The organism is Chitiniphilus eburneus, from assembly GCF_005048205.1.
In the GTDB taxonomy this organism is placed as follows: domain Bacteria; phylum Pseudomonadota; class Gammaproteobacteria; order Burkholderiales; family Chitinibacteraceae; genus Chitiniphilus; species Chitiniphilus eburneus.
This window is the reverse complement of the sequence record NZ_SUMF01000018.1, coordinates 35,291-49,245: the sequence shown is the minus strand read 5'-3', so window position 1 is coordinate 49,245 and position 13,955 is coordinate 35,291. Positions and strand designations below refer to the sequence as shown.

The window sequence follows — 13,955 nt, the reverse complement described above, 5'->3', positions numbered from 1 at the left end:
AGACTTCTTTACATTCAACCCACTGCGTCCATGCAATCATGTCCTCACGGGCCATTCGAAGCCCGATGGGGGAATCAAATGAAGTTGTCACGTCAACTGGTACTCACCATGGGTGGCGCCTTCGGGTTGTTCGCGGTGGCCACGCTGATTTCCATCGGTGCGCAACTGAAGACCGCCGCGCAACTCGACGAGCTGATCGACCACTACCAGGCTGAGCTGATCGCCGTGAACGAGCTGGGCGACGCGGCGATGAAAAGCAGCACCGCGATTCGCAGCTTTTTCGTCGATCCGGCCAATCCCGCCGCGCAAAAGGTACTGGCCGCGCTGCCGGCCGAGTTCGATGCCGCGCGCGCCCGACTGACGCCGCTGGTGGCCAACGATGCCGAGGCACGGGAGCGGCTGGCGCGCATCGTGGCGCTGCGTGCGCTGCAACAGCGGATGCAGGCTGAGATTGCCCAGTACATCGATAACGGCCAGCTCGACGTGGCGCGCGAAAAGATCAATACCGAGGAAGCGGTACGGGCCTGGGCGCCGATGAGCGCGGAGCTGGATGCCTGGGCCGCTTCGGCCCGTGCCCGCATGCAGGCCAAGCGCGACGAACAGCAGGCAGCCAATCGCGCCGCGATCGGCATTGCGGCCACGCTGGCCGGGGTGGCGGTGGTGGCCGGCCTGCTGCTGGGGCGGCGACTGGTGCGAGCGGTAATGGGCCAGATCGGTGGCGAGCCGGCCGCTGCGCGTGCCGCGATGCAGGCATTGGCCGCCGGCGACCTGGCGCGGCCGGTGCCGCTGGCGAGGGGCGATCGCCATAGCCTGCTCGCCAATGTGGAAACGACGCGCGGCAGCCTGGCCGCGATGATCCGCGAATTGCGCGAGCACGCGGAGGACCTGGAGCGCGAAGCTGGTGGCATGAGCGGCACGGCGGAGCGTCTGTCGCATGGCGTACGCACCCAGACCGACGCCGCCGCTTCGATGGCGAGCGCCATCGAACAGATGAGCACATCGGTGAACCAGGTGGCCGGTAGCGCGCATGCGGCCAGCGAATTGGCGCAGACGGCGGGCGGGCGCGCCGCGTCCGGCAGCGCGGTGATCCTGGGCGTGGGCGGTGAGATCGACGACGTGGCGGCCACTATCCGGCGCGCGGCGGAGCGCATCGACGCGCTGGGCAGCGAGGCGGATCGCATCTCCAGCATTGTCGCGGTGATCCGCGAGATTGCCGACCAGACCAACCTGCTGGCGTTGAACGCCGCCATCGAGGCGGCGCGGGCCGGCGAATCGGGACGCGGATTCGCGGTGGTGGCCGACGAGGTGCGCAAGTTGGCCGAACGCACCGGGCAGGCCACCGGCGAGATCGGCACCATGATCGGCGGCACCCAGGCCAGCGCGCGCGAAGCGGTCCAGACCATGCAGACGGCGGTACGGCAGGTGGAGGCCGGTGTAGCCAATGCGCGCGCCGCGGGACAGGCGATCGGCGAGATCCATTCGGTCAACCGCGAACTGGAGAGTGTGGCGGGTGAGATTTCGGTGGCGCTGAAGGAGCAATCCGCCGCCAGTCAGGACATCGCGCGCAATGTCGAGCGCATCGTGCAGATGGCGCAGGCATCGAGCGAGTCGGCCGGTGCCAGCGAAGGCGCGGCGCGGCGGCTGGAAAGCGTGGCGCGTGGACTTAAAACCAACGTCGCGCGTTTTTCCCTGTAAGCTTGACGCCGTCGGGCCGGGCCGGGCGAGGCCATACGGCCGGGGCGGATGGGCGCGAATGCGCGCTGGATGAGGGCCGCCCGCCTTGTTGGTTGAAAAAATACATCGGTATTATCCGCGATGTGGCGTTGAAGCCGCGCCGCACGCTATGCTGTCGAAGCTCGCAGAGCCCGACTGAGTTGGTACAAACAAAATGGCTCGACAAGGAGAGGGGAACATGTCGAATCTTGCCGGCGTCAAGGTGATGGTGATCGACGACAGCAATACGATCCGCCGCAGCGCCGAAATCTTTCTCGGCCAGGCCGGATGTGAAGTCATCCTCGCCGAGGATGGATTCGATGCGCTGGCCAAGATCAGCGATCACCAGCCCGATCTGATCTTTGTCGATGTGATGATGCCGCGTCTGGACGGATACCAGACCTGCTCCCTGATCAAGAAGAACCCGCGTTACAAGTCCACCCCCGTTGTCATGCTGTCCTCCAAGGATGGCCTGTTCGACCGTGCCAGGGGGCGCATGGTGGGCTCGGACGAATACCTGACCAAACCCTTTACCAAGGACAGTCTGCTTGCCGCCGTGGGCGCCCACGTGCAGTCGGCCGCATAATGTTGTCCCGCGAATAAGCCCAATCCAGGAACCACACACCATGACCGTCAAGAAAGTGCTGATCGTCGACGATTCGCCCACCGAACGCCATTTTCTGGGTGAGCTGCTGACCAAGAACGGATTCCAGGTCGTTACCGCCGAATCGGGCGAGGAAGCCGTGGAAAAGGTCAAGGAGATCATGCCTGACCTGATCCTGATGGATGTGGTGATGCCCGGCATGAACGGCTTCCAGGCCACGCGCACCATCACGCGCGAAGAAGCCACCAAGCATATCCCCGTCATCATGTGCACCTCGAAGAACCAGGAAACCGACAAGGTGTGGGGCAAGCGCCAGGGCGCATCCGAATACGTGGTCAAGCCGGTCGATCCGCAGGAACTGCTGGCGAAGATCGCCGCGCTCTGAGTGCGGGCGGCATAACAACAACGGGGGAGCAGCGATGGCCAAGCGCATCAGTCTGCGCGAATACCAGGAAGGCGTGGTTGCGCGCCTGAAGACAGCCGCCGCCACCGCGCAGGTCGACGCCCGGCTGGGTGTGCGCATCGACCAGCGCAACTGGCTGCTCGACCTGGGCGACGTGGCCGAGGTGATGCCCGTCCCCGCCATCTCCGGCGTGCCACTGGCACGCCCCTGGTTTCGCGGCACTTCCAATATCCGGGGCAACCTCGTCAGTGTCTCGGATCTTGCCGTGTTCTTCGGTGGCGCACCGCTGGCCACCCACTCCGCCAATCGCCTGATCCTGTTGCACCCGCGCCACCTGCCGCACGCGGCGGTGCTGGTGGAACGCATGCTGGGGCTGAAGCACCTGGCGGACCTGACGCACGCCGGTGACGGCGGCGATACCCCATGGAGCGGCGCCGTCTATGACGACGCGGCCGGCACGCGCTGGCAGGTGCTCGACATTCCCAGACTGGCCAGCGAACCGGGGTTCCTACAGGCCGGACTCGATTAACCAACATCAATCGACAATACAACGAGAGATTCAGGCAGCACCGGGAGAGAGGAACAATGGCATTCAATCTGAAATCGCTGTTCGGCAGATCGGGCGGCACCGCGGCCAAGAGCAAGTACGACCCCCTCAAGACCACCTGGATCCTCGAGCGCATCCGCCTGCCGGATGCAGACGAGAACAAGCTGCTCAGACCGGTGCCTTTGGTCGGCCACCTGCCGGCGCGCCAACAGATGGCGCTGTTGCTGCTGGTGATGATCGGCTCGGTGTTCCTGTTCGCCCTGGTCGCCTTCCTCTCGTTCCAGTCCAGCGGCATCAACGCCGAACGGCGTTCCACCGCCACCGAGATGCAGATGCTTTCGCAACGGCTGGCGCGGGCATCCACGCAGGCGGTGCAGGGCTCCAAAGAAGGCTTCGCCGTGCTGGAAGCCGCCTACAAGCAGTTCGACGACAACCTCGGCAAGCTGCGCCAGCGCAGCCTGTTCAGCTGGCTGGCACACAACCCCGGCGAATTGCTCGACTCCGTGGAAAAGACCTGGGACACCAGCTACCGGCCCAACCCCAGCCGGCCCACCGTCGAAACCATCCTCAAGCAGAAGACCGCGCTGATCACCGTGGGCGACAGCGTGGCCGGTATCAACAACAACGACGCGCGCCTGCTGGAACTGACGCAGCAGTTCGCCACCATGCTGGCTGAGGGCGGCGGCAACATCCACGAACTCGATTACGCCAACCAGTTGTCGATGCTGAGCCAGCGGATGGCCAAGAATGCCAACGCCATGCTGGCCGGTGAACTGATCAACCCCGAGGTGGTGTTCCTGCTGGGCAAGGACGTGTCCACCTTCAAGGAAATCGTCGATGGCTTCGTCGACGGCAACGACAATCTGCAACTGCGCCCCGTGCCCAGCTCGGCGATGGTCGGGCAGCTCGAGGAAGTCCGCACGCTGTTCAAGGACTTCGAAACCGTGGTGGCGTCGTTCTCCAAGAACATGCAGCCGCTGGTGAACACCCGCTTGGCCAACCAATCCATCGTGCGCGATTCCGACAAGCTGCTGAAGGAAACCGAAGCGCTGGCCGGCGTGTACGAAGGTGCCGCCAGCAACGTTATCGTCACCGTGATCGAACTGGTGCTGATTGTGCTGGCGCTGGTGTCCCTGTACTACCTGGTGCACGTGTTCAACCAGGAATCGCTGCGTCGCCGCCTGGCGCTGGAAGGTGAGAACAAAAAGAACCAGGAGGCGATTTTGCGCCTGCTGAACGAAATGTCTGACCTGGCCGATGGTGACCTGACGGTACGCGCGCTGGTGACCGAGGACTTGACCGGTGCCATCGCGGACTCGATCAACTACACCATTGAAGAATTGCGGAACCTGATTATCGGGATCAACCGCGCGACCGAACAGGTGACGAACGCGACCGGTGAGGCGCAGGCCGTATCGGTGGAACTGCTGGCCGCCGCCGACCGCCAGTCGCAGGAGATCGTCGAGACCAACCAGACCGTTGAACAGATGGTGCGTTCGATCCAGGGCGTATCGCACAACGCCGTCGAATCCGCCAACGTGGCTCAGGCGTCGCTGGCCGCCGCCATCAAGGGCTCGGACGCGGTGCAGAACCAGATCAAGGGCATGGACGAAATCCGCGAGCAGATCCAGGAGACCGCCAAGCGGATCAAGCGGCTGGGTGAAAGCTCGCAGGAGATCGGCGAAATCGTGGAGCTGATCTCGGACATTACCGAACAGACCAACGTGCTGGCCTTGAACGCCGCCATCCAGGCGGCTGCCGCCGGCGAGGCCGGTCGCGGCTTCTCGGTCGTGGCCGAGGAAGTGCAGCGGCTGGCCGAGCGCTCCGGCGAGGCCACCAAGCAGATCGGCGCGATCGTGAAGACCATTCAGACCGACACCCACGACGCCGTGGCGGCCATGGAAGTCTCGACCCAGGGCGTGGTGGAAGGCGCCAAGCTGTCCGATGCCGCCGGCACCGCGCTGACGGAAATCCGCCGAATCACCGACGAACTGGCCCGCCTGATCGAATCGATCGCCCGCGAGACCGAAGACCAGACCACGCTGGCCGGCCGGGTGAACGGCTCGATGCGCGACATTCTCGCCATTACCGACCAGACCACGCGCGGCACCAAGCAGTCCGCCACCGTGGTGGGCCAGTTGTCCACGCTTGCGCAGGACCTGAAGTCCTCGGTGTCCGGCTTCAAGCTGGACTGACCCTGACTGCGCGACGAACGGGACACCAGTCGGTGTCCCGCCTCGCCGCAATGTGAATTCCTATTGGGATAGGCCCATGAGCGTGCATACCGAATTCGATCAGGGCTCGCTGGTATGGTTGAAAGGGGAGCTTGAACAGACGCTGTCCCGCGCCACCGAGTCGCTGCGTAAACAACAAACCGAGCCGGATGCGCCGCATCTGAAGCATGCGCAGACCCACCTGCACCAGGCCGTCGGCGCGCTGGAAATGGTGGAACTGGCGGGGCTGGCCCGCTTCTGTGAAGAAATTGAACAACTCGTCGCTGGCATGACGCGCGGCGATGTCGCTGGCGAGGCCGTGTCGCTGGCCATCGAAGCCGTGGCCGACGCCTGCAACTTCCTCGACCGCATTGCCGCTGGTGCGCCCAATGTGCCGCTGGTCCTGAGCGCGCGCTTTGCCGAGCTGGCCATGGCGCGCGGCGCCAATCCCAGCGGCGCCGAACTGTTCTTCCCGCAATTGTCCGAACTGTCGTTGCCGGGCGGCCTGCCGTCGCGCCCGATCTCGCCCGGCGAGTGGAACGACTTCGTGCGCCAGCAACGCCGCCGCTTCGAGGCCGGGCTGCTGCACTGGCTGCGCAACGGTGAAGCCGGTGCCGCCGTCAGCATGGCGCGCTCGCTGACCGAGCTGGCCGCGTCGCAAAGCGGCGGTGTCGTCCGCACCTTCTGGTGGACCGCCGCTGGTGTGCTCGACGCCATGGCACGTGCGCCACTGGCCTGCGACATCGATACCAAGCAGTTGCTGATGCGGTTGAACCTGCAACTACGCCGGCTGGCCGACGGCTCCGGCAAGGTGGCCGAACGCCTGTTCCGCGACCTGTTGTACGTGCTGGCTCATGTCGATGATCAACAGCATCTGGGTGGCCATCTGTCGCTGGGCTTCGGGCTGGAAAGCCTGCGGCCCGAGCAGTACGGCGATTCGCTCAGCCCCGAGGCCGAAGGCCGCCGTCGCGAGGCGCGCGCGCTGCGCGAAGAGCTGTCCACCGCCAAGGAACTGTGGAGCCGTGTCGCCGCCGGGCAGAGCGAGCGGATGCCCACGCTGGTGAACGAACTGAACCGGCTGGCCGAGCGCTCGCGCGAACTGCGCATCGACGGTCTGGATGGTCTGTGGCAAAGCGTGGCGCAAGCCTGCCAGCGGCTGAAGAATGGCCGGGTCGGTGAGAACGAAGCCCTGGAAATGGCCACAGCGCTGCTATTGGCCGACAACGCCCTTGCCATCTATCCCACTGTTGCCCCCGATTTCGCCGAACAGGCCGACGCCATGCAGCGCCGGCTGGCCGAGCCCGGTGCCGACGTGGCATTGCCGCAACTCGATGCCGTCAGCCGCGAAGCGCAGGAAAAGCTGCTGCTGGCGCAACTGGCGCAGGAGATGCGCAGCAACCTCCAGGTGATCGAAGAAGCGCTGGACGGTTACTTCCGCGATCCGACGCGCCACGCCGAACTGGGCAAGCTCGACAACTGCCTGCGCCAGTTGCAAGGCGCGCTGATGATGCTGGACCGCGCCGAGGCCGTGTTACTGCTGCAACTGTGTCAGCAGCGCATCCAGCAATATGCGTCGGGCGACGAGGCGCCGCCCTCGGCGGCGGAGCTGGAAGAATTGGCCGAAGGCCTGTCCAGCCTGGGTTTCTATGTCGATGCGCTGGAGCAGAGTCGCGAAGAAGCCGAAAAGCTGATCACGCCCGCGCTGGCAAGGTTGGCCGGCACGGCCGAGGAAGCCCCCGCGCCGGACGAACTGGCGGTGTCGCTCGAAGCCGAGCCGCCGATCGGCCCGGTGCCCGTCGAACCCGAACCGCAGCCCGAACCGCAGGCGCCGGCACGTCCGTTGCCGCAGTCGGATGCCGCCATCGACGCCGAGTTGCTCGAGGTCTATCTCGAAGAGGCTGTCGAAGTGCTGGCCACCGTATTGGCCAATCTCGATCTCTGCCGCGACACCCCGCACGACCGTGAAGCGCTCACCGTCATCCGCCGTGGCTTCCATACCCTGAAGGGCAGCGGCCGCATGGTCGGGCTGAACCACTTGGGCGAAGTGGCATGGGCGGTGGAGCAGGTGCTGAACAAATGCCTGCAAATGGAACAACCGGCCAGCACCGCGCTGCTGGATGTGGTGCAGGATGCGCATGCCGGCTTCACCCGCTGGGTGGAGCAACTGTCCGTCGAGGGCACTGCCCAGGTGGACGCCGACGAACTGGTCGCCCGGGCCGAGACGCTGCGCCATCAGATGGATCAACCGGTGGCCGCCATTGCGCCGGAAGACATCGAGGTCCAGGCGGACGACAACGGCGCGGATGCCGACGGCAGCGACGAAGTGCGCATCGGCGACGTGGTGGTATCGAACACGCTGTTCACCATCTTCCGCGACGAAGCCTCGTTCCATCGCGCCCGACTGCGTGATGGCCGCCAACACCTGGCCGCCGGTGAAACGCTGTCCTCCGACATCCTGTTGTCGGCGCATACGCTGGGTGGCATTGCTTCCACGGCCGGCTTCCGTCCGCTGGGTGAGCTGGCCTATGCGGTGGAACACGCGCTCCAGGAACTGGGTGATTCGGTGGTGGAGCACGGCGCGCCGGTGATCGCCGCCATCGATCGTATCGACAGCATGCTGGATGCGATTCTCGCGCTCACGCTGCCCGAAAGCCCGCAGGCGGAACTGGATGCGCTGCACGCATTGCACGACCGCGTGTTGCCCCTGCCGGACGCTGCGCCGGATGCCACGGCGGAATCGTTCGATTTCGACGACATCGACCTCACGCTCGATGCCGCCCCGGTGGTGGAGCCGGCCGCTGAAGCCCCGGCAGATACGATGTCGCTCGCCGAAGCGCCGCTCGATTTCGGCCTGCACGAACTGGCCGCGCCGGAGGCGGCGCCACCGGCCGCCACTGACACGGATCTTGCGTTCGACCTCGCCGATTTCGCGGCGGAACCGCCTGTCGCCGTGCCCGCCACACAACAGGAAGAAATCCTGGACGAAGCGCCGCTGGATTTCGGCTTGCACGAACTGGTGGCGGAAGCGGAAATCGACGTTGCCGGGCCGGAAGCACTGGCCGCGCCCGACGATGCGCAGCCGGTACAGGAAGACCTGACCATTGCCTTCGACTTGCCGGCTCCGCCGGAAGCGCCACCGTCGGCGCTGGACGTGCTGAGCACCGCGCAGCCAACCCAGGCCGAGGACGAACTGGACATCAGTTTCGAGCTGGATGAAACGCAGCCGGAAAGCCCGCTGCCTGTTGCCGAACTGTCCGAACAGCCGCCGACGTCCGTCGATGACGCGCTGGACATCAGTTTCGAGCTGGAAGAGGCGCTCCCCGAAAGCCAGCCGCAGGCGTTCGAATCGCCCGAAACGTTGCCGGAAACGGCCGAGGTGATCGAGGCCGGCGATATCCCGGAAATCAGCTTCGAGCTGGACGAGGCATTGCCGGAAGCCGCTGCCTTCGCCGAGCCGCAACCCGTTGTGGACGGCGCCATCCCCGGGCCCGAGATCGACCTGGATGTTTCGACCGCCGCATTCGAAGCAGAACCGGCCACGGTGCCGGAAGTTGCGCTCGACCTGCCCGAAATGCCCGCTTCCGCCGCAACGGTGCCGGGGGAGTTCGACCTGTCAGCCTTGCTGGATGCCGCATTGGCCGCCGAGCCGGAAGCCGCACCCGCCATCGATCTGGATGAGGAAGGGGTTGCCGAAGCGCCCGCCGAGCTGGACGAGGATGCAGTCGCCTCCGACGACGACCTGGCCGAACTGGAGTTGATCGATCTCGCCGAGCCGCTGGCCGACGAACCGGAAGCGAGCGACGTGGTTGAAGCGGTGCCCGTGCCGGAAGCCGAGGTGGAAATCGCCGAACCGGCGCCCGTGCCGCCGCTGCGTAGCCTGATGTCGGACGACGACATGCCGTCGGCACTCGATGCGCTGCTGGGCGAGGACGACGAGCATCACGCCGACCGGCATGCCGACCTGGACCCCGGCCTGATCGACGAAATCGACGATCAACTGCTGCCCGTGTTCATCGAAGAAGCGGACGAACTGCTGCCCCGCATCGGCGAACAACTGCGCGAACTGCACCAGGGCGACGTGGCGCAGGCCGATTCGCTCAAGCGTACCCTGCATACCCTCAAGGGCAGCGCGCGGATGTCCGGTGCGATGCGGATCGGTGAAGCCACCCACTTGATGGAATCCCGGCTGTTGGCGTCTGGCGAGAAACTGTCGCAGGCGCTGCTCGACGAACTGGAAATCGACTACGACCTGATCTCGTCGCTGTTTGACGAGTTGACTGGCCGCGGCAAGTTTGCCGAACCGGAAGCCCCGGCCGCGACGGCTGAGGCCGCGGCAGCCGCGCCGATGGTGCCGCAGCCGTTGCTGGCCGGTGCCGCCGAATCCGATGGCAAGGCCACCATCCGCGTGAAGTCGGAGCTGGTGGACAGCCTGGTCAACCAGGCCGGTGAAGTGTCGATCGCCCGTGCGCGGATCGAGTCGGAAATGCTGGCGTTGAAGACCTCGCTGCTGGACCTGACCGAAAACGTCACCCGCCTGCGTACCCAGTTACGCGAGCTGGAAATCCAGTCCGAATCGCAATTGCAGGCGCGCTCCAAGGAAATCGAAGAACTGCATGGCGCGTTCGACCCGCTGGAGTTCGACCGCTTCACCCGCTTGCAGGAAGTGACCCGTTTCATCGCCGAAAGCGTGAACGACGTGTCCACCATCCAGCACAACCTGCTGAAAAACCTGGATGAATCGTCGTCGGCGCTGACCGCGCAGGCGCGGATGACCAAGGAACTACAGCAGAGCCTGATGCGTGTGCGCATGGTGCCGTTCTCCAGCGTGTCCGACCGGCTGTACCGCCTGACGCGGCAGACCGGCAAGGAAACCGGCAAGAAGGTCAACCTGGAACTGCGTGGTGGCCGCGTCGAGATCGACCGTGGCGTGCTGGAAAAGATGATCTCGCCGTTCGAGCACATGCTGCGCAATGCCATCGACCACGGGCTGGAAAGCACCGAGGAACGCCTGGCCGCAGGCAAGAGCGAGTTCGGCGAAGTGCTGCTGGAAGTGCGCCAGGAAGGTAACGAACTGGTGCTGACCATCAAGGATGACGGGCGCGGCCTGAACCTGGAGCGCATCCGCGCCAAGGGGATCGAACGCGGCCTGATCCAGCCGGACGACCTGCTCGCCGAACGCGACCTGATGCAACTGATCTTCGCCGCTGGCTTTACCACCGCCAGCAGCGTCACCCAGTTGTCCGGGCGCGGCATTGGCATGGATGTGGTGAAGAACGAAATCGGCAATCTCGGTGGCCGGGTCCAGGTGGACAGCGTGGCGGGCCAGGGCACCACCTTCACCATCAACCTGCCGCTGACGCTGGCAGTGACGCAGGTGCTGCTGGTCAAGGCCGGACAGCGTGTCTACGCCATCCCGTCGGTGATGATCGAACAGGTACAGGAACTGAAGCAGGAAGCGCTGGCGCGTCTGTACGACACCCGTGCGCAGGAATGGTTGGGTTCCAGCTATCCGTTTGCCTACTTCCCGCGTCTGCTGGGCGACGCCGACAGCGTGCCGGAACAGAAGCGCTTCTCCACCGTACTGCTGCTGCGTTCGGGCGCCACCCGCATGGCGCTGCACGTGGACGAACTGGTGAAGAACATGGAAGTCGTGGTCAAGGCCATCGGCCCGCAACTGGCGCGGATTCCCGGCGTGGCGGGCGCCACCGTGCTGGGTAACGGCGATATCGTGTTGATCATGAACCCGCTGGCGCTGCTGGCTCGCGGTGAAATCGTCACCCAGGTGTCTGGCACGGGCGGCGCTGCCACCGCGGCACCCGAGCAGTTGCAGGTGGCACCGGTGGTGATGGTGGTCGACGATTCGCTGACCGTGCGCAAGATCACCGGCCGCCTGCTGGCACGCGAAGGCTATCAGGTGGTGACGGCCAAGGACGGCGTCGATGGGTTGCAACAACTGTCCGAAGTGAAGCCGGCGGTGATGCTGGTGGATATCGAAATGCCGCGCATGGATGGTTTCGAATTCACTCGTAACGTGCGGGCCAACGACGACACGCGCGACATCCCGATCATCATGATCACCTCGCGCACCGCCGATAAGCATAAGAACTACGCGTTCGAACTGGGCGTGAATGTGTTCCTGGGCAAGCCGTACCAGGAAGACGAACTGCTGGGCCATATCCGCGAGTTCATCGCGGCGCGCCACTAGGCGCGGCGGCTGACAAAAAAGGCGGGGCAACCCCGCCTTTTTTGTTGCTTGTCTCCGAAGGCTCGAGCCCCAGCCCTCGTCAGCTCCAGCCACCCACCCGCCCCGGCTATATATCGTAATGAGCGATTTCTTTCTAACTCGATATTCTATCGGGGCATAAGGGCGCAGGGCATAATGGCCGCTGTCCAAACGATAAAGAGAACCGTCATGACCCGCCGCGCTTCATTGCTTGCCGTCGCTTTCGCCTTGCTCAGCGGTCACGCCCTGGCCGATACCACGCTGCTCAACGTGTCCTACGACGTGATGCGCGACTTCTACAAGGACTACAACCCGGTCTTCAGCAAGTACTACGAAGCCAAGTTCAAGGACAAGCTGACGGTGCAGCAATCGCACGGTGGTTCATCCAAGCAGGCGCGTTCGGTGATCGACGGGCTGGAGGCGGACGTGGTGACGATGAACCAGTCCACCGATATCGATGCCATTGTCGAGAAAGGCAAGCAGATCAACCCGGGCTGGGAAAAGCGTCTGCCGGACAACGCCTCGCCGTTCTCCTCTCTGCAGGTGCTGATCGTGCGCAAGGGCAACCCCAAGGGCATCAAGGACTGGAACGACCTGGTGAAGCCAGGCGTGCAGGTGGTGGTGCCCAATCCCAAGACCTCCGGCAACGGCCGCTACACCTACCTGGCGGCCTGGGGCTATGCGCTGAAGCAGCCGGGCGGCAATGACGCCAAGGCGCGGGGCTTCGTTTCGTCGCTGTTCGCCAATGTACCGGTGCTCGATTCGGGCGGCCGCGCGGCGACCACCACGTTCATGCAGCGCAATATCGGCGACGTGCTGGTCACCTTCGAAAACGAAGCCGAAATGATTGCCCGCGAATTCGGTCGCGGCGGTTTCGAAGTGGTGTACCCGTCGGTGTCGATCGATGCCGATCTGCCGGTGGCGGTGGTGGACAAGGTGGTCGACAAGAAGGGCACCCGCAAGGCCGCCGAGGAATACCTCAAGTACCTGTGGAGCCCCGAAGGCCAGCAAGTGGCCGCGCAAAACTACCTGCGTCCGCGCGACAAGACCGTCGCCGCCAAGTTTGCCAAGCAGTTCCCGGTGGTGAAGCTGTTTACCGTGGATGAGTTTGGTGGCTGGACCAAGGCGCAGAAGCAGCACTTCGACGACGGTGGCATCTACGATCAGATCGCCGCGGCCAACGCCAAGAAGTGATGTCGCTGGTAGTGGTGGGGTAGGAAACCAGAAAAGATCGAATCTGTAGACACGGAGCGCACAGAGAAAGCCACTTCGGCATGTCCGCACCTCGCGTATGGATTGTGGGTGGCTTGTCTCCGTCGGTTTTTCTCTGTGATCCCCGTGCGCTCCGCGTCTACCGACGTTGCGCTACAGACCTTGCCTTCCCACCATCCCTCGCTCCCCCGCAGGAAACAACAACATGGCATTCAAGCAACACAGTGTGCTGCCGGGCTTCGGGCTGTCGCTCGGCTTTACGCTGCTTTATCTCTCGCTGATCGTGCTGCTGCCGCTGTCGGCGCTGGTGGTCAAGGCCGGCCACATGGAGTGGTCGGCGTTCTGGCACGCCATTTCAGAGCCGCGCGTGCTGGCCAGCTATCGCGTCACCTTTGGCGCGTCGCTGATCGCGGCGGTCATCAACCTGCTGTTTGGCCTGCTGCTGGCGTGGGTCCTGGTGCGCTATTCCTTCCCCGGCAAGCGGATCGTCGATGCGCTGGTCGATCTGCCGTTTGCCCTGCCGACGGCGGTGGCCGGCATCGCGCTGGCCACGCTGTATGCACCCAACGGCAGTGTCGGCCAATACCTGGACCTGGTCGGCATCAAGGTGGCGTTCACCCCGCTAGGCATCGTGTTCGCGCTTACCTTCATCACGCTGCCCTTCGTGGTGCGCACGGTGCAGCCGGTGTTGCAGGATCTGGAGGTGGAGCTGGAAGAAGCGGCCGCCAGCCTGGGCGCCACGCGTTGGCAGATCTTTCTGCGCGTGATCCTGCCAACGCTGCTGCCGGCGCTGCTTACCGGTTTTGCGCTGGCCTTCGCCCGCGCCATCGGCGAATACGGTTCGGTGATCTTCATCGCCGGCAACATGCCGTTCGTATCCGAGATCACCCCGTTGATGATCATCTCCAAGCTGGAGCAATACGATTATCTGGGCGCCACCGCCATCGCACTGGTGATGCTGGTGGTGTCGTTCGCCATGCTGCTGGTCATCAACGGCCTGCAATGGTGGTCGGCCAAGCGCTTGGGACGGAGGAAATAAC

Annotated in this window: 8 protein-coding genes; all 8 read left to right on the top strand. The window is 64.5% G+C overall.

All coding sequences use genetic code 11. The features are described from left to right. Positions 1 to 78: 78 nt before the first annotated feature. The 8 genes from FAZ21_RS14165 to cysT all read left to right on the top strand — a co-directional run bounded on the left by FAZ21_RS14165 (position 79) and on the right by cysT (position 13,954). On the top strand, positions 79 to 1,695 hold the full coding sequence (locus FAZ21_RS14165; RefSeq protein ID WP_136774097.1) for a methyl-accepting chemotaxis protein: 1,617 nt from the start codon (positions 79 to 81) through the stop codon (positions 1,693 to 1,695). 217 nt (positions 1,696 to 1,912) lie between these two features. Continuing rightward, entirely contained in the window at positions 1,913 to 2,299 is a 387-nt protein-coding gene (gene pilG, locus FAZ21_RS14160; protein WP_136774096.1) for a twitching motility response regulator PilG, read from the top strand. A 40-nt stretch (positions 2,300 to 2,339) separates the two neighbouring features. Further along, positions 2,340 to 2,702 (top strand): response regulator, encoded by a 363-nt coding sequence (locus FAZ21_RS14155; RefSeq protein WP_136774095.1) that lies wholly within the window; start codon positions 2,340 to 2,342, stop codon positions 2,700 to 2,702. Between the two features lie 34 nt (positions 2,703 to 2,736). Then, positions 2,737 to 3,249 (top strand): chemotaxis protein CheW, encoded by a 513-nt coding sequence (locus tag FAZ21_RS14150; protein WP_136774094.1) that lies wholly within the window; start codon positions 2,737 to 2,739, stop codon positions 3,247 to 3,249. 56 nt (positions 3,250 to 3,305) lie between these two features. Next, positions 3,306 to 5,462: a methyl-accepting chemotaxis protein gene (locus FAZ21_RS14145; RefSeq protein ID WP_136774093.1), complete on the top strand. Its 2,157-nt coding sequence runs from the start codon at positions 3,306 to 3,308 to the stop codon at positions 5,460 to 5,462. Positions 5,463 to 5,538: 76 nt separating this feature from the next. Then, a complete protein-coding gene (locus tag FAZ21_RS14140; RefSeq protein WP_136774092.1) occupies positions 5,539 to 11,685 on the top strand; it encodes a hybrid sensor histidine kinase/response regulator in 6,147 nt (2,048 codons plus the stop codon). Between the two features lie 207 nt (positions 11,686 to 11,892). Beyond that, positions 11,893 to 12,897, top strand: a complete 1,005-nt coding sequence (locus FAZ21_RS14135) for a sulfate ABC transporter substrate-binding protein (protein ID WP_136774091.1) — start codon at positions 11,893 to 11,895, stop codon at positions 12,895 to 12,897. 223 nt (positions 12,898 to 13,120) lie between these two features. Further along, positions 13,121 to 13,954: a sulfate ABC transporter permease subunit CysT gene (gene cysT / locus FAZ21_RS14130; protein WP_136774090.1), complete on the top strand. Its 834-nt coding sequence runs from the start codon at positions 13,121 to 13,123 to the stop codon at positions 13,952 to 13,954. Position 13,955: the final 1 nt, after the last annotated feature.